Source organism: Sulfurimonas sp., assembly GCF_028694605.1.
In the GTDB taxonomy this organism is placed as follows: domain Bacteria; phylum Campylobacterota; class Campylobacteria; order Campylobacterales; family Sulfurimonadaceae; genus Sulfurimonas.
In genome coordinates this window covers 1-20380 of sequence record NZ_JAQVKP010000003.1, presented here as the reverse complement: position 1 = coordinate 20380, position 20380 = coordinate 1, and the positions used below count along the sequence as shown (strand labels likewise).

Below are 20380 nucleotides of genomic sequence, written 5' to 3'. Positions count from 1 at the left end.
GGCGATGATTGAGAAAATTATAGGCTTTAGTGCGAAAAATATATTTTTGGTTCTTGTCGTCTCGGCTATGTTGACGGCTATTAGTCTTTTTAGCCTTAAAAATATTTCGCTCGACGCATTGCCCGATCTCTCGCCGCCGCAGGTAATACTTCAAGTATCGTACGCAGGGCAGTCTCCAAAAATCATAGAGGAACAGGTGTCATATCCGCTTATAAGCTCTTTGATGTCGCTTTCAAACATTAAAACTGTTAGGGCAATGAGCAGTTTTGAAAATGGGATGATTTATATTATTTTTAAAGATAATACTGATATTTATGATGCCAGAAGCAGAATTTTAGAGCAGCTATCTTCTATTTTGCCGACTTTGCCCTCAAATGCAAAGGTAAGTATGGGACCGGATGCAACGGGTGTCGGCTGGGCGTATCAATATATTTTAAAATCAAATAAACTTAATCTCGCGGAGTTAAGGGATTATCAAGATTACTACTTAAAATACGGACTTCTCGGGGTTGACGGCGTAAGTGAAGTAGCCGCAGTAGGCGGATTTGTAAAAAATTATCAGCTTCTTGTAGATCAAGATAAGATGGTTAAGTATAACATCGGTATTAACGAAATAACGGAAGCGCTTAAGAGAAACAACCAAGATATCGGCGGTGGCGTACTTTTGCAAAAGGGTTATGAAAATATAGTTCAGGCTCACGGTTATGCTTCAAGTATCGAAGATATTGAAAATATAACACTCAAAGTAAGCGATGTTACGCCTATAAAATTGCGCGATATAGGCGAAGTGACACTTGTGCCGACACAAAGGCGCGGAGTTGCGGAGTTTAACGGAGAGGGCGAGGTTGTGGGCGGTATCGTTTTGGTGCGATACAAAGAGAATACTTACGAGGTGATTCAAAAAATCAAAGCCAAAATAGAGTCGCTTAAAAATGAGGACGTAGAGATAGTTACCGTTTATGACAGAAGCAAACTAATAGATAAGGCTATAGATACGCTAAAGCGTACATTGATAGAAGAATCTGTCATAGTCATCATTATTACGGCTCTCTTTTTGTTCCACTTTAGGAGTGCTTTGGTTGTTCTTGTCACTCTGCCTTTAACTGTTCTTCTTAGTTTTTGGCTTATGACCCTTTTTAATATAGGCTCAAACATTATGAGCTTGGGAGGTATTGCGATAGCTATAGGTGCGATGGTGGATGCTTCGATTGTAATGATAGAAAATGCCCATAAATATCTCAGCAAGAGCGACGGTTCAAAAAGCAGGGTAGAAATCATCATAGACTCTTCCAAACAGGTGGGCCGCCCTATTTTCTTTGCTCTTATGCTTATAGTTGTCTCGTTTTTGCCTATTTTCGCGCTAGAGGGGCAGGAAGCCAGACTTTTTTCGCCTCTGGCATACACTAAAACATTTGCGATGCTTATCGGTGCGATGCTCTCCATTACTCTGGTGCCGGTTTTAATGGTGCTTTTTATCAAGGGCGGAATTAAAAAAGAGGAAGACAACTACATCAACCGGTTTTTTATATTTTTTTATACTCCAGTACTCAAGCTTTTTCTAAAACTAAAGTATTTGGTCATTATTCTTTCGGTTGCCGCCATAGTGTATATCTACCCACTTTACAATACTCAAAAATGGGAGTTTATGCCGCAGTTAAACGAACAGGACTTTATGTATATGCCAGTTACTCCATATGGAATCAGTATAGATTTGGCTAAAGATGTTCTCGCCGAGACAAATAAAATTATCAAAAGTTTTCCGGAGGTTGATACTGTTTTTGGAAAAGCCGGTCGTGCCGACAGTGCGACAGATCCTGCCCCGCTCGCCATGATAGAGACCATCATAACCTTTAAGGATAAATCTATGTGGAGAGAGGGTATGACTTATGAGAGGCTGATGCAGGACATGGAAGCAGCACTTAAAGTAAAAGGGCTTATAAACTCTTGGACTTACCCTATACGAGGAAGGATAGATATGCTTCTAACAGGTATCCGAACCCCTCTTGGCATAAAACTATATGGGGATGACAACAAAATTTTAGAAGAAATCTCTTCAAAGATGGAGCAAAAACTAAAAACTATGCCCCTTACCCTAAGCGTATCTGCCGACAAATCAAACAGCGGATACTTTCTTGATATTGCCATCAAGCAAGATAACCTCTCAAGATACGGAGTCTCAAAGCAGGAAATATTTAACACGATCTCTTTTGGCGTAGGCGGGCTTGGTGCAAGTACTTTTATTGACGGGCTTAAACGTCACCCTATATCAATGAGAATCAATTCGCAGCAAAGAGAGGATATAGATAAGATAAGAGAGTTAAAAGTCAAAACAAAATCCGGTTTTTTGCCTTTGAGTATGTTTGCTGATATAGAATATATAGAAGGTGCGAGCGTTATAAAAAGTGAAAAAGGGATGAAGGTCTCATTTGTTTACATTACGCCAAAAAGCGATGTGAGCGTAGATGATTATAAAAATGAAGCAAAAGCTCTTTTGGAGAGTATCAAACTTCCAAAGGGGTACTATTATGAGTTTGCAGGACAGAGCGAGTACCTTGAATCTGCAAAGGCAAGACTCAGCTTTATTGTTCCTATTGTTATTATAAGTATTTTTGTCCTCATCTATTTTGCACTTAAGGATATGACAAATTCGCTTATCGTTTTTTTAACTCTGCCTTTTGCCGTTCTTGGCGGATTGCTCTATATCGACTATCTCGGGTTTAATCTCTCAGTTGCTGTAGTCGTAGGATTTTTGGCTCTGCTTGGCATCGCCGCAGAGACGGCGATTGTTATGGTTATCTATCTTGAAGAGGCGATAAAAGACAAAACTCTATCGCATGAAGAGGCGATAATGCACGGCTCGGCGGGGCGACTAAGACCAAAACTGATGACTGTTTTTGCGATTCTTGGTTCTCTTGTACCCATTATGTATGTTGGCGGTGTCGGAAGTGAAGTTATGCAGCGAATCGCAGCGCCTATGATGGGCGGTATAGTGACTTCGGCTGTTTTAACACTGCTTATTATCCCTGTTTTGTACTCCCTAAGAAAAAAGTAGTAAAATACCCAAATGAATATTTTACTACTTGAAGATGACGTTATTTTATCAGAGATATTAAGTGAGCATTTAAGCGAAAAAGGTTGTTTTGTTTCATGCGCCCACGACGGAGAAGAGGCTTATGACAAAATAATGAGCAAGAGATATGATTTTGTGCTTTTTGATGTCAACGTACCGCTTTTAAACGGTTTTGAACTCTTAAAACTTCTTAAAGAACAGCATATCAACATCCCGACTATCTTTATCACTTCGCTTGATTCTGCCGTTGATTTAAAAAAAGGGTTTGATTTGGGGTGTGATGATTACCTAAAAAAACCTTTTGACCTCATAGAACTCGACGCAAGGATAAACTACCTTATAAAAACGCACAATCTAAACTCTACGCACACCGTTATAGATGCCGATAGTTACCTTGATAAATCGACTTATACGCTTGTTAAAGAGGGCGAAAAAATAAAACTATCCAAAAAAGATTTTGAAATAATTGAGTATCTTTTATCGCAAAAAGGTAAAATTATCTCACATGCAGAGCTAGCGGCAAATATCTGGATAGAGAGTGAAGTGCCGAGCGATGCAACGCTTAGAACCTATATAAAAAATATAAGAGCGCACCTTGGCAAAGATTTTATAACTACGATTAAAGGGGTCGGCTATAGAGTTAACGCTTAGTGAAAAAAAGTCGCTTTATGGCTTTTTAGGACTTTACCTTAGTTCATCAATCTTTCTAATTCTCTTTATCGCCGTCAGTTTTTACGGTTATGAATCTTCAAATATTATTTCCATAAAAAAAGAGAAGATGCAAAATTTGGCACTAGGACTCTCTTCAAAAATTGTCTCTTCATATATGAATTCGCAGCCCTTAAACATTGAGAAAACAGACGGATACGACATAACGCTCTATGATGAAGACAGAGCCGTTATCTACGGTTTGGCGTCAGAGGCGATAGAATTTAAGCAGGGCTTTTACGAGGATGATAAATTTGACTATTTCGTAGATCTTAGTCCGCAGCTTCATCATGGCGTAAAGTATTTGGTAGTTAAAAACAAAAAAGCAAACGAGCAAATTTCTAAATTGATTCAAAGCATACTTTTTATCGCCCTGTTTTCGGTTGTTCTTATCGTAATAGTGGGCTACTTTTTGGCAAAAATGTTTTTAAAACCGATACAAAACGAGAGAATCAAATTAGACAAATTTATAAAAGATACTACGCATGAACTAAATACTCCCATTACCGCAATTTTGATGAGTATAGAGAGGCTTAAAAAAGAGAATATTGATGAGAAGATTTTAAAAAGAGTGGATATCAGCTCAAAGCGTGTTCAAAAAATATACTCGGATTTAACCTATTTGTTGCTAGAAAATGAAAATAAAGAGGCAAAACGAATCAATCTAAAAGAGATTGTAGAAAATGAGCTTGCTCTTTATGAGGATTTGGCATACAAAAAATCATTAACCATAGATAAAAACCTCTCAGATGCTTTTTTAATGATGGACGAGGTAAGCGCAGAGAGGCTCGTTAGCAACTTGCTCTCAAATGCCATCAAGTACAACAGGCACGGCGGTAAGATAGAGCTAAAGCTCACGGCAAATGAGTTTACCATCAGCAATAGCGGTATGGGTATAAAAAAAGAGCAGCAGGATAAAATTTTTGACAGATTTTACAGAGCTAACGAATACGAAGGCGGCTTTGGCATCGGGCTTGATATCGTAAAAAGGGTATGCGGAAGATATAAGATAAAGATAGACATAGATTCCGTAGAAAACGGCTTGACAACGGTTACATTGGGGTTTATAGCTCTTCAAGGCAAGTAGCCTTGAAGTTTAGTATCTGTAGCGGATATAGAGGCGGATATCTTGTGCTTTGTCAACAACCATGTCTGCGTTTGGCATAGTGTCCGTTATCTCCATTGCGTATCCCGATGTGTTTCCGAAGAAACCGTTGCTTCCGCTGTATTTATAGTCTATATAGGTATAGCGAAGCTGCATTGAGAGAATGTCATCTACAAGGTACTCTGTAAAATACGCCTCACACACATCTCCGCGTGCTGCCACTTTAGAGCCGATGTTTGTATCTTCCCCATAAGTCACACTTCTCCAGTATTTACTTCCGTGGTTGTACTCTAAGCCCCATTTTCCATCATCGGTGATAAGTGAAGGAAATTGTGTCCCTATCCAAAACGATGTCCCTGTTTTGCTCTCTCCAAGCTCTGAGCCAAGCATCCCTTGATTATTTTTAGGGTCTGTCACCGAGACTGCAAAACTTGCAAAAACGGTTGTGTCATCTAAAAATGAGCCTAAGTTTTTACCGATACCTTTTGCAGAAGCATAAAGCACGCCGCTATGCATATTGCCTACCGTGTCAAAACCTGTACCCGCAACATTGTTGTCAATAAGGTTGCTTGCATGATAGTACATGCTTGAGACCTTGTACTGTTTGTCATTATAAGGCGTAAAGATAAAGCCCATAAGGTCTATATCAGAGTTAAACCCATCCGCATCCGCATAAGGCGTGCTGGCAAACTTTGGAGCAGCTTCGCTCATACCGCGCCCAAGGCAGAATTTTACGGAAGTTCCATATTTTTGGTTTAGTGTAAATTGTGAGCTTAATCCGTCAAACTCTACATTTATACCATGTCCGATTGGCGATGATGCCACATCGTCATCTCTAAGGTTGACAAGCGCTCCGTTGGTGGATGGACGACGACCGATGCTAAACGTCCATGGGATATCTTTACCCATAAACTCATGGTCTTGCCACAAGAAGTAGGCGCTGCGCACTCTTATCTGGTCATCAAAAGCGTTTTCATTGGCTATCCAGTCAAATGTCTCATATCCGCTTGTTTGAGGAGTTACACCGCTTCTAGCCCCAAACGCTTTGTTGTAAGCAAGCTGTCCTATAAAACTGAGGTTATTGGTTGCTTTGTAGCCCATATCTATCCAGAGGCGATTAGTCATAAAGGCATCATTTTTCGCACTTGAGCCATCTGCCATCTCATAGTTCATATTTTCGATGGCAAATCTGTAGTCAACTTGGAATTTGAGGTGAGAACCGGATGTGTTTCTGTTGATGTCCGAGACCGCTTCTTCAAGTTCGCTCAGTCTGTTCTCAAGTGAATCTTCATCATCTTCTTTTGATGCAGCTGCAACTTTTTCTTTTTTCTCTTCCTCGGCTTTTGGTGCTTCTGCTGCTTTGGCAGAAGCGGATTTAAGCTCTGCAATCTCAGCTTTGAGTTTTTGCATCTCTTTTTCCATTGCCTCAAATCTTTCACTCAAGGCATCGGCGTTTAGAGTCGTTCCAAGAAGCATTGCAGCGGCTAAAGATAGCATTAACGGCTTATTCATATTTCATCCTTTGTATAATACTTTTTTATAATATCGTTGCAGTACTATACCCAGATAAAATAAAATTTTTTTTAAATTGTGATAAAAAAATAACATTTTTGCTGTTTTGTCTTTACAAAGCAAAGTTTAAATAACTTTTAAGTAGAATTCGCGGATTTTCTTTTGGCTTTGCTCAAAGAAAGATTCAACAGGTATGTATCAAAAGTCAGTGCAACTCCCTTTGATAGGCGATTATTGCCCGATATTACCAACGAAAACTGACAAAATCCGGCTTCAATGCCCTTAAAGGACCTTAAATGGTAACTATGAAAGACCTCTTAGAGTGTGGTGTACACTTCGGACACCAAACACGTCGTTGGAACCCAAAAATGAAAAAATTCATCTTCGGTGTTCGTAAAAATATCTATATTATAGATTTGCAAAAAACTCTTCGCTATTTCCGCAACACATACCAAATCGTTGTTGACGCAGCAGCTGAGGGAAAAACTGTTCTTTTTGTCGGAACAAAAAAACAAGCTCGTCAATCTGTAAGAGATGCAGCAATCGCGTGCGGTATGCCATACGTTGACAACAGATGGTTGGGGGGTATGCTTACAAACTTCCCTACTATCCAAAAGTCTATCCGTAAACTTGATGTTATTACCGAGATGCAAGAAAACGGGCAAATCAACCTTTTAACAAAAAAAGAGGCTCTTATGCTTACTCGCCAAAAAGAGAAGCTTGAAGAGTACTTCGGCGGTATCAAAAACATGAAAAGACTTCCTGACATGCTTTTTGTTATGGATGCTGTAAAAGAGCATATCGCTGTTTTAGAAGCTCGTTGTTTAGGTATTCCGGTTGTTGCTCCGCTTGATACAAACTGCGACCCTGACCTTATCACTTACCCGATTCCGGGAAATGACGATGCTATCCGTTCTATCCAACTTTTCTGCCGTGAAATGACAGAAGCTATCAATGAGGGTAAAGCGCTTAGAAGCGGTGGAAGAGATGAAATCGCAAACGAAACTGTAGAAGAAGAGACAAGTGTTGATGCACTTGATGCTTTTGAACCAGAAGATTTCGATACTGACGAGGAGTAGTCATGGTAGAAATAACAGCAGCAATGGTAAAAGATCTTCGTGCATCAACCGATGCACCGATGATGGATTGTAAAAAAGCTCTTGTTGAGTCTGACGGAGATATGGAAAAAGCAACTGCTTGGCTTAAAGAAAGAGGCATCGCACAATCTGCCAAAAAAGCAGACCGTGTCGCAGCTGAGGGACTTGTAGGTCTTAAAATTGCGGACGATTTCTCTAAAGCAACTGTTGTTGAGATTAACTCTGAGACAGACTTCGTTGCAAAGAATGAAGGCTTCCAAAACCTAGTACTTAGAACAACAGAAGAGATTTACGAGACTTCTCCGGCAGATGTTGAGAGCCTCAAAGCTACTTCATTTGGCTCTTACTTCACAGAGAGCGTTGCAAAAATCGGTGAGAAAATCGAACTTCGCCGTTTTAAAACTATCAAAGCTGAAGATGAGACTGTAGCTATCAACGGATATGTTCACTCAAACAACCGTATTGCAGTTATCGTAGCTGCTAAGTGTGACAGCAAAAAAACTGCCGATGCACTTCGCCCTATGCTTAAAAATGTAGCGATGCATGCATCTGCTATGAAGCCAAAAACTCTTTCTTACAGAGATTTTGATGCGGCATTCGTTGAGTCTGAGACTATCGGCAGAATCGAAGCTATCAAAAAAGAGAATGAAGAGCTTGCAAGACTTAAAAAACCTCTTAAAAATGTACCACAGTATATCTCTATGGCACAGCTCACTGATGCGGTTTTGGCACAAGCCGAAGCTGAAATCAAAGAAGCACTGAAAGCTCAAGGTAAACCTGAAGCTATCTGGGATAAAATTGTTCCGGGTTCTCTAGCTCGTTTTATCGATGACAACACAACGCTTGACAAAGAGCTTGCACTTTTAGATCAGACTTATGTTCTAAATGATAAACTTACGGTTGCCAAAGCTGTTGAAGAAGCTGCCAAAGAAGCAGGCGGTACGGCTGAGATTATCGATTTTGTTCGCCTTGAAGTAGGTGAAGGTATCGAGAAAAAAGCTGATGACTTCGCTGCAGAAGTTGCGGCACAGATGAGTTAAGGAATCTTTCCTTAACCCGCCTGGTTTTCTATTTCTGCAAAAATATCCTTTAACTTTTAGTTATAATACTCTTATGAATTTATTATCCGCAAAAAACTTATCACATACTTTTGATTATGAACTGTTTTCTAATATATCGCTTGACTTGGAATCAGGAGAGTCCATCGCCATTATTGGAGTGAGTGGAAGTGGCAAATCTACACTTCTACATATTCTATCAACTCTTTTAAAGCCAAATAAAGGGAGTGTTTCTCTTTTTGGAGAGGATGTTTCTAAGATGCAAAAAAAGAGACTTGCAGAGATAAAACGCAATGAGATAGGGCTTGTTTTTCAGTCTCACTATCTATTTAAAGGTTTTACCTCTTTTGAAAATCTTGAAGTAGCCGCTATCCTTTCAAACCAAGAGGTGGATAGTGCGCTGCTTAAGAGACTAAATATCGATGGCACAATCCACCAAAAGGTAACAGAGCTCTCAGGCGGACAGCAGCAAAGAGTCTCTATCGCAAGAGTTTTGACAAAAAAACCTCGCCTTCTTTTCGTGGATGAGCCAACTGGCAATCTTGATAAAACTACCGCACATGAGGTCATGGATATCTTTTTTGAGTATCTCAAAGAGTATAATGCAGGAATGGTTTTGGTGACGCATGATGAAGCATTGGCATATAAGTGCAGTAAAGTTTATAAACTATTCAACAAAGAGCTTGTAAAAGTGGACTGAAAAAGAGAGCAGAAGAAGATGACGTGGCCGCAAGTATTTACTGAGAGTTACATTGTCGGTTTTATTCTCCTTTTTTTTCGTTTTGGTGCACTCTTTATGGCGGTACCGATTTTTTCGCACAACAGTATTCCAATGAATATCAAAGCCTCTTTGGCGTTTTTTTTCACTATTGTTTTTTACTCATCCATGCCTCCTTTGGCGATGGATATTACCCTTACAAACCTTGTTTTGGCTATCTTAAGTGAGCTTTTTCTTGGGCTTGCCATCGGAGTTGTGCTACAAATTGCTTTTAATGCCATCACTTTTGCAGGTGGACAGATATCTTTTATGATGGGTTTTTCACTTGCAAGCGCAATCGATCCGCAGTCAGGCGTATCCATGCCTATAATATCTCAATTTTTATCTCTTGTTGCGCTTATGATTCTCTTTGCTATCGATATGCACCATTGGATGCTGCTTTTTATTGACAGTTCGCTGCAACATATTCCCCTTGGCGGTTTTGTGATGAGTGAGAATCTTTTTGGTTATATTATTCAAGCAATGTCAAATATGTTTTTAGTCGGTTTTATGATTGCTTTTCCTATTACTGCTCTTGGATGGCTCACCGATGTGATATTTGGAATGCTTATGAAAACCATGCCGCAGTTTAACCTTTTGGTTATAGGGTTTCCTATAAAAATTATGGTCTCATTTGTCGTTCTCATCGCAACACTCACTGCAACTATGCTCATTTTAAAAAACCAAATGCTTCAAGCATTTAATTTTTTAGAGATGCTTTTTTAGTTTTTTTTGATACAATAATATCAAAACAGCCTCTGAGGGAAATTGAATGAATATCTTGCTTTTAAATAATAATCCGGTAGTCAAAAAACTAGTTACTTTAAGCGTGCAAAAAACTTCAGATGAGTTGCATACGGCCGAGAGTGTTGAGGCTATAGAAGCTGGAGAGTATGACCTTTTGATTATAGATGACGCTCTTTACAGTGATGAGATTATGGATGAAATGGCAAGCAAGATAAGCTATAGAGAATCTCTTTTTATATGCTCAAAAGATGCAAAGGAGCAGGGAGAGTTTACAAAAACACTTAAAAAACCTTTTTTACCGACTGACTTGGTTGAAACTTTGATTTCTTTAGCAAAAATAGTCGATACCGTAAATCTTGAAAAAACATTTGGCATAAACGATGAAGATTTTGATGTAGCAGATGATGCCTTGTTTCATGATTTTGATACAGATGAATCCTTGGATGAGTTAGAGAATATTGATACGCTTGAAGAGGTGGAAGATTTAGATACATTGGAAGCGTCAGATGAAGATGCCTACAATGAGGCAGCACTTGAAGACGTTAAAGATGAATGTGTTTTGGATAAAGATGAGTTGCAAGAGGTGCAGTCACTTTTAGAAGAGACAGAAGAAGATGCAGAAATAGAAGATTTTGATGATTTTGACTTTGATACCATGGAAGAAGGCAAAGAAGAAGAGAGTTTTGATTTTGAGGATGATGCATTAGAGGCAGAAGATATCAAAACTCAAGAAGAGGAACCGAGCGAGACCATTAACGAGGATTTATTCTCTTTTGAAGAAGAAGAGATAAAAGAGCCGGAAATAGAAGATGAGCTTGATTTTGAAGAGCAAGAAGAAACAGAACCGCAAGAAGAGCCTGAAGAAGAAGTAGAGGACATCTTAGAAGAAGAGGATTTTGAAATAGAGCCGGAAGAAGCGCTTGAGGAAGATAGTTTTGAGGAAGAAAATCTTGAAGAAGAGGATTTGGCATCTCAAATACAAGAGGCAGTTGATTCTCTGAGCGATGAAGATTTGCAAACAGAACTTGATGAAGACATACTGCTAAATATCGGCTCTTTAACAAGCAAGGATTTAAAACTTGCTATCGGTGAAGAGGTGCAGGAGGAGCAGCCGGATCTTTGCGACTTGGCAATATCTCAAGAAGACGTAACCGTTGAGAAAGCAGAAACAAAGAGTTCTTTGGAATCTCCAAGTCAAAGCAGCAACGGCGTAGAAGCTCTGAAAAAACTTCTCGAAGTTCTCTCAAAAGAGGATATTGCCGCTTCTCTTCAAGGGATGAAGATAAATATTAACATAACATTGGGTGATGCGTAGTGAATCATAAATCAGGAGCTATTTTAGTACTCTCAGGTCCAAGCGGAGCCGGAAAAAGTTCGCTGCTTAAAGAGGTCATAAAAGATATCGGAGCATGCTATTTTTCTATCTCTACTACTACACGACCCATAAGAGCGGGTGAAGAAGACGGCGTTCATTACCACTTTGTGGATGAGGCAGAGTTTAAACAAGATATAGAACAGGAGCTTTTTTTAGAGTACGCTGTTGTGCACGGAAACTACTACGGCACATCGATTAAACCTGTCAAAAAGGCGCTGAAAGAGGGTAAGCTCGTTATTTTCGATATTGATGTACAGGGAAATGCTACTATTATCAATCGTTTAGGGGATATTACCACTTCGGTATTTATCACGCCTCCCACGCTTTCAGAACTAAAAAAACGGCTTGAAGCACGCAAAACTGACTCGCAAGAAGTAATTGACCGTCGTATAGAGATGGCAAAGCGAGAGATGCAAAGAGTGAGTGAGTATGATTTTCTCATCGTCAATGACAACTTGCAAGAAGCAGCGGAAGTTTTGCGTGTCATAGCAAAAGCGGCAAGAGTGAAAATTCCTGCAAACGAGATAAATGATTTTGTACGTGGGTGGGAAGATATTCACTAATAAAAATTACAGCATATTTGGCTATAATTTTGGACTTAAATTTAAAGAAGGAATAAAATATGGGAATGCCTAGCGGACAAGAATTACTGGTAATACTAGCAATTGTAGTTTTACTTTTTGGAGCAAAAAAGATACCTGAGTTAGCAAAGGGAATCGGTAAGGGAATCAAAAACTTTAAAGCTGAGATGAAGAGTGATGAAGTTGATGGTGATGAGGTAAAAACTGCACAAAGCGATGCTCCTAAAAAAGTAGAGCCGACAGAGACAACAGCGGCAGCTCAAACTCCAAAAACTACAACACAAGCGTAACCATTGAAACAACGAGTATCGGCGCTTTTGCGCGAAAAGTTTGGTCGTGAAGTTGTTTTAGAAAAGCCTCGTGACCGCTCTTTTGGTCACTTTGCTACCCCAATAGCTTTCTCCTTGGCAAAAGAGTTAAAGCAATCCCCTATGAAAATCGCCGATGAACTTGCATCCTCTTTTGAAGATAGCAATGTTTTTGGAAAAGTTGACTCTGTCAAAGGGTATCTCAATTTCCGTTTAAGCGAAGATTTTTTAAGCGAGTACGCTGCATGGGCATTGCAAAATCCTCATGAGTTTGCAAAAGGGGAGAAAAAAGAGAAGATTCTTTTGGAATTTGTCAGTGCAAATCCAACGGGACCGCTTCATATAGGGCACGCCAGAGGTGCAGTTTACGGAGACACTCTTTATAGACTGGCAAAGCACTTGGGCTATGATATAACAGCTGAGTACTATGTAAACGATGCCGGCAATCAGATAGATTTGCTGGGGCTTTCCATACAGCTTTACGGGCGTGAAAATATACTCAAAGAGAGTGTTGAGTACCCGCAGAGCTACTACAGAGGAGAGTATCTTGCACCGCTGGCACTAGAGGCGGTAGAGAAGTTTGGCATAGAGATTTTAAGTGATGAATCTCGCCAAAAAGAGCTTGCCATCTGGGCAAAAGACGGTGTTATGGAGATTATCAAAAGGGATTTGGGTGCTACAAACATCTTTTTCGATACTTTTGTCTATGAGTCTTCTCTCTATGATGATTGGGAGAGAGTTATGGCAAAGATGGGAGAGGGCATCTATAAAAAAGATGACAAAATCTTTATCGCATCTTCTCAAAAGGGTGATGACAGCGATAGAGTTGTTGTACGTGAAGATGGGCGACCGACCTATCTTGCAGGCGATATAGTCTATCATAACCAGAAGTTTGAGCGTGGGTATGACCACTATATCAATATCTGGGGAGCTGACCATCATGGCTATATCGCCAGAGTAAAAGCGGCAGTGGAGTTTTTGGGGTATGACAGCTCTAAACTTGAAGTGCAGCTCTCACAGATGGTGAGTCTTTTAAAAGACGGCGAACCATACAAGATGAGCAAGCGTGCCGGCAATGTTATCCTTATGAACGATATTGTAGAAGAGATTGGAGCGGATGCGCTAAGATTTATCTTTGCTTCCAAAAAAAGCGATACGGCATTGGAGTTTGACTTGGCCGAATTTAAAAAGCAAGACAGCTCTAACCCGATTTTTTATATTCAGTACGCACATGCACGTATCAAAACGCTACTTTTAAAGAGTGATTTGAGTGAAGAAGAGATTATGGCTGCAACGCTTAAAAATCTTGATGAAGCGGCAGATATTTTAATGTTTGATGCGCTTCTTTTACCTGAAATCGTTGAGGATGCTTTTGCTACAAGACAGGTGCAGAAACTCCCGGAGTATCTAAAATCACTTGCTGCATCGCTTCATAAGTTTTACTATGATTGCAGAATTATCGGCACAGAGGATGAGGCGAAACTCCTTAAGCTTCTTATGATTGTAGGATTGTCTCTTAAGACGGGTCTCTCTCTTATGGGAATTGCCGCAAAAGATTATATGAGCAAAGAAGAGGAGTAGTTACTCTTCTATTTTTAGAGGTGCCCTTAACTTTGGGTAGAGTTTTAAAACTTCCTCTTTTTGCGCTTTTGTGATTTGTATGAGAATGGGTTTTTTGCTTATATCAAGCCAAGAAGCGATTTTTTGCAAATCTTCAAGCCGCATTGAAGTGCATCCCGCTGTCGGTGCATTTTCTCCTATTTGCACGTGGATAAAGATACAAGAACCCCTTTTGTAGAACTGCTCTTTATTGTGACCTACCGTGATGCCAAGCTCATACTGTCCGTCATTTCGCCGCATCTCTTCAAAACTTTTTGGCATGTCATAAGGTTTTTTTATAATCTGATTGTAAAATTTTGACTCCGTATCATCAACGCAGATAAGCTCTTTTGTTGCGTGAAGATATGGCATTTTAAGCAAACTGTTTGCTTCGTATCCAAAAAGAAAATCCAGAGTAAAAATGCCAATAGGCGCTTTTTTATCACCCTCTTGTTTAAGAGGAGCACTTTTTTGCATAAGCGCAACATCCCCAATCCCAAAGCCTAGCCCGTTTTGACCTAAATTTACCTCTATATGACCTAAAACCTGTCTATTTTGCTCAAAACAAAATAGCTCCGCCTTTGTCGAATTATACTCATCGGCAATGACCAGAACCACCTGCTCGCTTGCAAAAATAAAGATTTGACAAATTATAATAATTAAGAAACTTTTTACCATAAAGTATGTTACTATTACCAAAATGTGAAACAGATTAATTTTGAGATTACGGAAAAAGGTTTATGGGTATTAACATAAGAAAAGCGACTAGTGCTGACGCATCGTTTTTAGCACAAATGGTTTTACAAAGTACTAGAGCTGACAAGAAGATAGGTGTTTATGACCTTATTTTCAAAACTTCCAGCGATGAAGAGATTTTAAAAAATATAGAAAAATTAACAATTACCACTGCAAAATCTTCTTGCCACTATACTAATTTTTTAATTGCCGAGATTGATGGGAAATGTGTCGGTTCTCTTGCAAGTTATGAGCCTCGGCTTATCACAAAAGAGACTTTTTTGAGTGCTCTGAGCGAGATAGGTGTTAACGGTGAGGAGAGCGAGTACTTTGGACTGATGGAGATTTGCGGTTTTGCGCTCAACAGCAGAACACTTGTTTTTGACTATATGGAAGAGGTTGAAGGGTTTATGGATGTCGGTATCTTAAAAGCCCTTATGCAAAAAAGTCTCTTAAATGCGAGGCTCAAAGGGTACCGCATAGCGCAAACTATCGTAGAAATAGGCTCACTTGAGACACTGCTTTACTATAAAAAACTCGGATTTGGAGTTATAAAAGAGAAGGAGTGTGAGCCTTACAAAGAGATTTTTGGCAGAGTCGGTCTGGTACTGCTCTCTATAGAGTTTTAGCATAGAACTCTCTGCGCTCTCACTTCTTCCCTCTGTGCTTGCCATTGCGCTCTCGCTTTGGACGAGAAATGTTATGCTCTCGCTTTTTGGCGGAATAGCGCTCGGCGCATTTATACTTCATGATTTTTCCCTTTTCGCATCGCTTGAAACTATTGTTAAACTATTTTTCACGCTGCTTTTAGAGCCTTGGATACTTAAAACTTTGGCTTTTGCCGTTTTGGTCGGGAGCATCATGGCATTAATCGAAAGGTCTGGCGGGATAGAGGGCTTTGTTGATTTTATGCAACATAAAGCAGGATTGGTTAAATCGCCTCGCGCCGCTTTGATGCTAAGCTACTTTATAGGTGTTGTTATCTTTGTTGAATCCTCCATTACTTCGCTTATTGCCGGAGCGGTAGGCAAACCGTTTTGCCAAAAATATAAAATCCCAAGTGCCAAACTTGCTTTTGTTTGCGACTCGACATCCGCACCCATTAGCTCGCTTATCATTTTAAACGGTTGGGGTGCGCTTCTTTTGGGGCTTATAGCTACTCAAATATCTCTGGGAGTTATAGATGTCAATGCTATTGATATCTTGATTGATGCTGTTTTTTATAACTTTTACTCTATGGCGGCACTCCTAGTTACATTTTTGTTCATTTGGTTTAATATAGATATCGGTGCTATGAAAAATACAAAATATACGCCTAGAGATATAGAGATAACAAGCAATGGCGCAAGTATGTTTTATATGCTTTTGCCTATAGCTTTGATGGTGCTTTTGGTCTTTGTGTTTTTATATATAACCGGTGGCGGAGATATACTCAAAGGGAGCGGTTCAAGTTCTATCTTTTATACCATGCTTACAGTGCTGTTTTTTACGCTATTTTACTTTGTAGGCACAAAAAATATGTCACTTTCCATTTGGAGTAAAACCGCACTTGATGGAGCATGGAAACTTGTACCTATCGCCATGATACTTCTTTTTGCATTTGCGATAGGCGAAATAACGACAGAGCTTAAAACCGGACACTATCTGGCATCGCTTGCTACTCAAAATCTAAGTGTAACTTTTTTGGCGGCAGTAATTTTTCTTATAGGTTCCGTAATCTCTTTTGCAACAGGTACAAGCTGGGGGACATTTAGCATCATGATTCCCATCGCTCTTCCTATGGCAGTTGCTATGGACGCAAATGTGGCACTTTGCATCGGTGCGGTTATCTCCGGAGGGGTGTTTGGAGACCACTGCTCGCCTATCTCAGACACGACAATAATCTCTTCAATGGCGAGTGACTGTGAACTTATAGAGCATGTAAATACGCAGCTTCCTTATGCTCTTATCAGTGGAGGAGTTGCCTTTGTGTTGTTTGTGTTGTTTGGATTATACCAAACCTAACTAACTTTAGAGGTACCCTTTATACACTTAAAACTCTATTGATAGAGTACTTCAAATCTTCGTCGATTTTCTCCATGGAACTGAGCATCCATCTAAGATAAGCAGCATCGCTTGAAGCTACCTCTTCCAATGTTTTGCCTTTGTACTTTCCAAAATTGAAAGATTTAATCAAGATGGGTGTTGCGGTGAGTTCTACCATCTTGGTAACCGGATTTTTGCCTTGAAACTGTGCTGTTGTAAGCTCTTTTAGACGGCTTAATAAAAGTTTTAAAACAAGCACATCCCCGATAGCATCATGCGCTTTTATCTCTATGCCAAGAAGGTCAGCCTCTTTCTTCTCCTCTTTGTAAAGCTCCATTTTGTACCGAAAATACTGCAATCGGTGCGCCTCTTCGTCCGGGAGCAGATGTTTTGCGACACGCAGGGTGTCGATTACTTGCATTTGTGGCACAAAGCCCTCTTTTTTGAGCATTTCTATATCAAACTTTGCGTTATGGATGATGAGGTAGTTTTCGTTGCTGTTGAGTTCAAGCAGCTTTTTGTAAGCGCTGCTCTCCTTGCAGGCGGGTTTGCCCTCAAGCATCTCTGGGGTTATGCCGTGTGTCTCCATTGCACCAAAACTGATGGGAACATCGCATGCGCAATACTCGTTATAAACCTCCACCTCTTTTGCACCCAGCACCATAAAACCTAACTGTATAACTCTGTCTTGTTCACCCGTTCCTGTTGTTTCCGTATCGAGTATGATATATTTTTTTGCCAAATCTTTTCTCTTCTTTAAAATAGGAAGAAGTCTAACATATACTCTCTTTGAACATGCAGATATTCGGGGTTTATTTCGATAATTATGCTCTCTTTGGTAATTTTGTAGGTGCAAAACTGAACAAATTTGAGTTGCGTCTTCTCGCCTCTAAATTCAAAATTTTTTACGGCAAGAGGTTCGTTGAGCTCTTCAAACAGCTCTTGGATTTTGTTGATAGACTCTTCGCACGGCTCAAGGCGGAGAAGTTTGTAAAAATTGGCGATTTTTATCTCCATAGGAGACTCTTCATCCTGCTGGATATAGGTATTGTAAATACCGTGCGCAAGTCTAAGCGCATCCGAACTCAGCGGTTCGTGGAGAAGATTTTGCTTAATTATGGAAAGTGTGCTCATAAGTAGGATGATATACCCGTACCAATTAAAAAGAGATAAAAGTCGGTATAGTATTTGGTATAATATGAAACTTTTCTTAAGGTTTTTTTATGGGTAAATTTTTACTATTTCTCCTTTTTTTACCGCTTTTTTTAGCAGCTTTAGAGATAAAACAAACCCCCATAGAATTTGGAGAAACAAGGGTGGAGTTGACGAAAAAATATATTAAGTCACACTACGCCTTAGATGTACAATATATAAAGATAGTCCCAAAAATCATTGTGATTCACCATACGGCGATAGATGATTTTAACGATTCGCTTTCTCGGTTTGCCTCTGAGACATTGCCGAGCATCAGAGCCGATATCAACAACGGCGGAGCGGTCAATGTCTCCGCCCATTTTATGGTTGAGAGAGACGGAACCATCCATCAGCTTATGCCCCTTGACGTGATGGCGCGCCATGTTATAGGACTGAACTACAACTCCATCGGTATAGAAAACGTCGGTGGGCAAAACAGTGCGGACAACCTCACAAAAGAGCAGCTGGAGGCAAATATTGCCCTTGTCAAAGAACTTCAAAAACGCTTTGGAAGCATAGAGTATCTTATAGGGCATTATGAGTATAGATGTTTTGAGGGGCATGAACTCTGGCTTGAGAGAGACGAAGGCTACAGAACACACAAAGATGACCCTTCGCAAAGGTTTATGGATGAACTTAGAGCAAATGTAAGCGGTTTTAAATATGCTCCATGCAAACAAGGGCAAAAATGATTGGTTCGCCGCTTCCATATCTCTTCTCTTTGGCATTTTTGGCGGCTTTGATTGCGCTTATTGAACAAAAAAGCAAGCTAAAGCTCTTTAGATTTGTCCCTGCGGTGGTTATGATATATCTCTTTAGTATGGCGCTGGCTTCATTTGGAGTTTTTGCACAAAATGAAGCTATTGACGCTATCTATGAAAATACGAAAAAAAACCTTCTCCCCGCCATGCTCTTTTTGATGCTTTTGCAGGTTGATTTGAGGGATTTTTTTAAGCTTGGAAAACATCTTCTTATCGCCTATGCTCTGGCTGTTTTCTCTATTGCGATGGGGTTTATAGCAGTCTCTTTTATATTTGGTTTTGATGCCAAAATCGCTTCTGCATTTGGGGCGTTGAGCGGAAGCTGGATGGGCGGTGTGGCAAACATGGTGGCGGTCGGCTCCGCTCTTGGCGTGGGTCAAGAGGCTTTTGGATATGCGCTTATCGTCGATAGCGTAAACTATACGATTTGGATTATGTTTTTGCTCTTTTTAACCCCTTTTGCACATGCTTTTAACAACTTTACCGCCTCGCATGAGCAGATGGCAAAACTCTCCATGATAGGGTGTGCCTGCACCATCGGCGCAAAAAGATACTGGTTTATCGTGCTTTTGTCTATTGCCGTTGCATTTTTGGTCAATCTTTTGGCTTCAAGCGGTTTTGAGATTTTAAACTATACGACAACTACCGTGATTTTAGCCACTCTGCTTGGTGTTGCAGGCTCTTTTACAAGGCTAAGAACCATTAACGGCTCAAGCGAGGTTGCAACAACCATGCTCTACATGCTCATAGCCCTTATCGGCTCAAAAGCGTTGTTTGAAAACTTCAGCGGTGTGGGCGTTTATGTCTTTGCAGGATTTTGTATCTTAGTGATTCATGCTCTTATCATGGTGGCAGGTGCGAAACTATTTAAGCTCGATCTCTTTAGCATAGCCGTCGCCTCTTTGGCAAACATAGGCGGAGTGGCATCCGCCTCCATACTTGCAGCTTCATACAACAAAGCGTTAGCGGGAGTCGGCGCATTGATGGCTATCATGGGCTACATCATAGGAACTTTCGGCGGTCTCGCAGTAGGGAGTGTTTTGGTTTGGATGGTGGGGTAAAATATAATCGTCAAATTGCAAAAAGATATATCTAAGTTATAGTAGAGTAAAATCTTACGGAAAATATCAAGGAGTATATTGTGGTATCATACGCGACAAACGAACTTATACCGTCATCTGATTTTGCGAAAAAATTCGGCTCATATCTTGGGCAAATCAGAGAGCATGCGGTAGAAAAACTAGCAATTTTAAAAAACAACAAAGTCGAAGCGGTACTTATTTCTAAAGATGAGTATGAAAAAATGGCAGAAGCTTTGAAGTTAGTAGAAGCCAATGAGATAATAAAATCAATTCAAGCAGGACTTGAGGATGTAAAATCAGGCAGAATTCAACCTATAGAAAAACTTTGGAGCGAGCTTGATAATTGAGTATAGTGACAACTTTTTAAAAGAGGCAAAATCATTATCAAAAAAATTTAAACTTTTAAAATCAGATTTAAGAGGAGCTATTGATGAGATAGAGTCTTCAAAAGATTTTGGGGTTCATCTAGGATTTAACCTTTTTAAAAAAAGAGTCAAAAATTTATCCATCCCGACAGGCAAGAGCGGTGGTTTTAGAATTATTACTCAACTTTCGCACATAAAACCCAGCTCTTTTTTGGTGTAAGCACCGATAACAGCGACAAGATGTTGTAATTCCTTTGAAGTCTTGAGATTTTTATGGATATTGGCTATGTTGGTAAGGATT

21 protein-coding genes are annotated in these 20380 nt (G+C 39.9%); 17 read left to right on the top strand and 4 right to left on the bottom strand.

Features of this window, described 5'->3' with window-relative positions:
• Positions 1-4: 4 nt before the first annotated feature.
• The 3 genes from PHY84_RS02620 to PHY84_RS02610 all read left to right on the top strand — a co-directional run bounded on the left by PHY84_RS02620 (position 5) and on the right by PHY84_RS02610 (position 4865).
• Positions 5-3052 carry a CusA/CzcA family heavy metal efflux RND transporter gene (locus PHY84_RS02620; RefSeq protein WP_299857441.1) on the top strand — a complete coding sequence of 1016 codons (3048 nt, stop codon included), beginning with the start codon at positions 5-7 and terminating at the stop codon, positions 3050-3052.
• A gap of 12 nt (positions 3053-3064) precedes the next feature.
• On the top strand, positions 3065-3721 hold the full coding sequence (locus PHY84_RS02615; protein ID WP_299857438.1) for a response regulator transcription factor: 657 nt from the start codon (positions 3065-3067) through the stop codon (positions 3719-3721).
• Between the two features lie 127 nt (positions 3722-3848).
• Positions 3849-4865, top strand: a complete 1017-nt coding sequence (locus PHY84_RS02610) for a HAMP domain-containing sensor histidine kinase (protein ID WP_299857436.1) — start codon at positions 3849-3851, stop codon at positions 4863-4865.
• A 9-nt stretch (positions 4866-4874) separates the two neighbouring features.
• Here the strand turns inward: PHY84_RS02610 and PHY84_RS02605 are convergent, their stop codons facing one another.
• The gene (locus tag PHY84_RS02605; RefSeq protein ID WP_299857434.1) at positions 4875-6395 is read right to left on the bottom strand and encodes a DUF3373 family protein; all 1521 of its coding nucleotides are present in this window, start codon (positions 6393-6395) and stop codon (positions 4875-4877) included.
• Between the two features lie 296 nt (positions 6396-6691).
• Between PHY84_RS02605 and rpsB the strand changes: the two genes are divergently transcribed.
• The 8 genes from rpsB to argS all read left to right on the top strand — a co-directional run bounded on the left by rpsB (position 6692) and on the right by argS (position 13899).
• Entirely contained in the window at positions 6692-7474 is a 783-nt protein-coding gene (gene rpsB / locus PHY84_RS02600; protein ID WP_299857432.1) for a 30S ribosomal protein S2, read from the top strand.
• Positions 7475-7476: 2 nt separating this feature from the next.
• Entirely contained in the window at positions 7477-8532 is a 1056-nt protein-coding gene (gene tsf / locus PHY84_RS02595) for a translation elongation factor Ts (protein ID WP_299857430.1), read from the top strand.
• A gap of 73 nt (positions 8533-8605) precedes the next feature.
• On the top strand, positions 8606-9250 hold the full coding sequence (locus PHY84_RS02590) for an ABC transporter ATP-binding protein (protein WP_299857428.1): 645 nt from the start codon (positions 8606-8608) through the stop codon (positions 9248-9250).
• Positions 9251-9268: 18 nt separating this feature from the next.
• Positions 9269-10033 carry a flagellar biosynthetic protein FliR gene (gene fliR / locus PHY84_RS02585; RefSeq protein ID WP_299857426.1) on the top strand — a complete coding sequence of 255 codons (765 nt, stop codon included), beginning with the start codon at positions 9269-9271 and terminating at the stop codon, positions 10031-10033.
• 46 nt (positions 10034-10079) lie between these two features.
• Entirely contained in the window at positions 10080-11369 is a 1290-nt protein-coding gene (locus PHY84_RS02580; RefSeq protein ID WP_299857424.1) for a hypothetical protein, read from the top strand.
• Positions 11369-11992, top strand: a complete 624-nt coding sequence (gene gmk / locus PHY84_RS02575; protein WP_299857422.1) for a guanylate kinase — start codon at positions 11369-11371, stop codon at positions 11990-11992. The genes PHY84_RS02580 and gmk overlap by 1 nt, the downstream gene beginning before the upstream one ends.
• 59 nt (positions 11993-12051) lie before the next feature.
• Positions 12052-12300 (top strand): twin-arginine translocase TatA/TatE family subunit, encoded by a 249-nt coding sequence (locus PHY84_RS02570; protein ID WP_299857420.1) that lies wholly within the window; start codon positions 12052-12054, stop codon positions 12298-12300.
• A 3-nt stretch (positions 12301-12303) separates the two neighbouring features.
• On the top strand, positions 12304-13899 hold the full coding sequence (gene argS, locus PHY84_RS02565; protein WP_299857418.1) for an arginine--tRNA ligase: 1596 nt from the start codon (positions 12304-12306) through the stop codon (positions 13897-13899).
• On the opposite strand, the gene PHY84_RS02560 is transcribed toward argS, so the two are convergent.
• Positions 13900-14535 carry a L,D-transpeptidase family protein gene (locus tag PHY84_RS02560; RefSeq protein WP_299857416.1) on the bottom strand — a complete coding sequence of 212 codons (636 nt, stop codon included), beginning with the start codon at positions 14533-14535 and terminating at the stop codon, positions 13900-13902.
• Positions 14536-14657: 122 nt separating this feature from the next.
• On the opposite strand from PHY84_RS02560, the gene PHY84_RS02555 reads away from it, so the two are divergent.
• Positions 14658-15281: an acyl-CoA acyltransferase gene (locus PHY84_RS02555; RefSeq protein ID WP_299857414.1), complete on the top strand. Its 624-nt coding sequence runs from the start codon at positions 14658-14660 to the stop codon at positions 15279-15281.
• A gap of 34 nt (positions 15282-15315) precedes the next feature.
• Positions 15316-16656 carry a Na+/H+ antiporter NhaC family protein gene (locus tag PHY84_RS02550; protein WP_299857411.1) on the top strand — a complete coding sequence of 447 codons (1341 nt, stop codon included), beginning with the start codon at positions 15316-15318 and terminating at the stop codon, positions 16654-16656.
• Between the two features lie 19 nt (positions 16657-16675).
• Here the strand turns inward: PHY84_RS02550 and PHY84_RS02545 are convergent, their stop codons facing one another.
• Positions 16676-17419 carry a 3'-5' exonuclease gene (locus tag PHY84_RS02545; protein ID WP_299857409.1) on the bottom strand — a complete coding sequence of 248 codons (744 nt, stop codon included), beginning with the start codon at positions 17417-17419 and terminating at the stop codon, positions 16676-16678.
• Between the two features lie 14 nt (positions 17420-17433).
• Positions 17434-17811: a hypothetical protein gene (locus PHY84_RS02540; protein ID WP_299857407.1), complete on the bottom strand. Its 378-nt coding sequence runs from the start codon at positions 17809-17811 to the stop codon at positions 17434-17436.
• 89 nt (positions 17812-17900) lie between these two features.
• Between PHY84_RS02540 and PHY84_RS02535 the strand changes: the two genes are divergently transcribed.
• The 4 genes from PHY84_RS02535 (at position 17901) to PHY84_RS02520 (ending at position 20299) form a co-directional block, all read left to right on the top strand.
• Positions 17901-18563: a peptidoglycan recognition family protein gene (locus PHY84_RS02535; RefSeq protein WP_299857405.1), complete on the top strand. Its 663-nt coding sequence runs from the start codon at positions 17901-17903 to the stop codon at positions 18561-18563.
• The gene (locus tag PHY84_RS02530) at positions 18560-19693 is read left to right on the top strand and encodes a DUF819 family protein (protein ID WP_299857403.1); all 1134 of its coding nucleotides are present in this window, start codon (positions 18560-18562) and stop codon (positions 19691-19693) included. The genes PHY84_RS02535 and PHY84_RS02530 overlap by 4 nt, the downstream gene beginning before the upstream one ends.
• Before the next feature lie 80 nt (positions 19694-19773).
• Entirely contained in the window at positions 19774-20061 is a 288-nt protein-coding gene (locus PHY84_RS02525; RefSeq protein WP_299857401.1) for a type II toxin-antitoxin system Phd/YefM family antitoxin, read from the top strand.
• Entirely contained in the window at positions 20051-20299 is a 249-nt protein-coding gene (locus PHY84_RS02520) for a hypothetical protein (RefSeq protein ID WP_299857399.1), read from the top strand. Before PHY84_RS02525 ends, PHY84_RS02520 begins: the two co-directional genes overlap by 11 nt.
• Positions 20300-20380: the final 81 nt, after the last annotated feature.

Excerpts from the sequence above, each read along its gene's own strand:
- PHY84_RS02540 (WP_299857407.1), bottom strand. The coding sequence starts at position 17,811 with ATGAGCACACTTTCCATAATTAAGCAAAATCTTCTCCACGAACCGCTG.
- PHY84_RS02590 (WP_299857428.1), top strand. The coding sequence starts at position 8,606 with ATGAATTTATTATCCGCAAAAAACTTATCACATACTTTTGATTATGAA.
- PHY84_RS02610 (WP_299857436.1), top strand. The coding sequence starts at position 3,849 with ATGCAAAATTTGGCACTAGGACTCTCTTCAAAAATTGTCTCTTCATAT.
- PHY84_RS02605 (WP_299857434.1), bottom strand. The coding sequence starts at position 6,395 with ATGAATAAGCCGTTAATGCTATCTTTAGCCGCTGCAATGCTTCTTGGA.
- fliR (WP_299857426.1), top strand. The coding sequence starts at position 9,269 with ATGACGTGGCCGCAAGTATTTACTGAGAGTTACATTGTCGGTTTTATT.
- tsf (WP_299857430.1), top strand. The coding sequence starts at position 7,477 with ATGGTAGAAATAACAGCAGCAATGGTAAAAGATCTTCGTGCATCAACC.
- PHY84_RS02535 (WP_299857405.1), top strand. The coding sequence starts at position 17,901 with ATGGGTAAATTTTTACTATTTCTCCTTTTTTTACCGCTTTTTTTAGCA.
- PHY84_RS02615 (WP_299857438.1), top strand. The coding sequence starts at position 3,065 with ATGAATATTTTACTACTTGAAGATGACGTTATTTTATCAGAGATATTA.
- PHY84_RS02570 (WP_299857420.1), top strand. The coding sequence starts at position 12,052 with ATGGGAATGCCTAGCGGACAAGAATTACTGGTAATACTAGCAATTGTA.
- PHY84_RS02530 (WP_299857403.1), top strand. The coding sequence starts at position 18,560 with ATGATTGGTTCGCCGCTTCCATATCTCTTCTCTTTGGCATTTTTGGCG.
- PHY84_RS02620 (WP_299857441.1), top strand. The coding sequence starts at position 5 with ATGATTGAGAAAATTATAGGCTTTAGTGCGAAAAATATATTTTTGGTT.
- PHY84_RS02555 (WP_299857414.1), top strand. The coding sequence starts at position 14,658 with ATGGGTATTAACATAAGAAAAGCGACTAGTGCTGACGCATCGTTTTTA.
- rpsB (WP_299857432.1), top strand. The coding sequence starts at position 6,692 with ATGGTAACTATGAAAGACCTCTTAGAGTGTGGTGTACACTTCGGACAC.
- PHY84_RS02580 (WP_299857424.1), top strand. The coding sequence starts at position 10,080 with ATGAATATCTTGCTTTTAAATAATAATCCGGTAGTCAAAAAACTAGTT.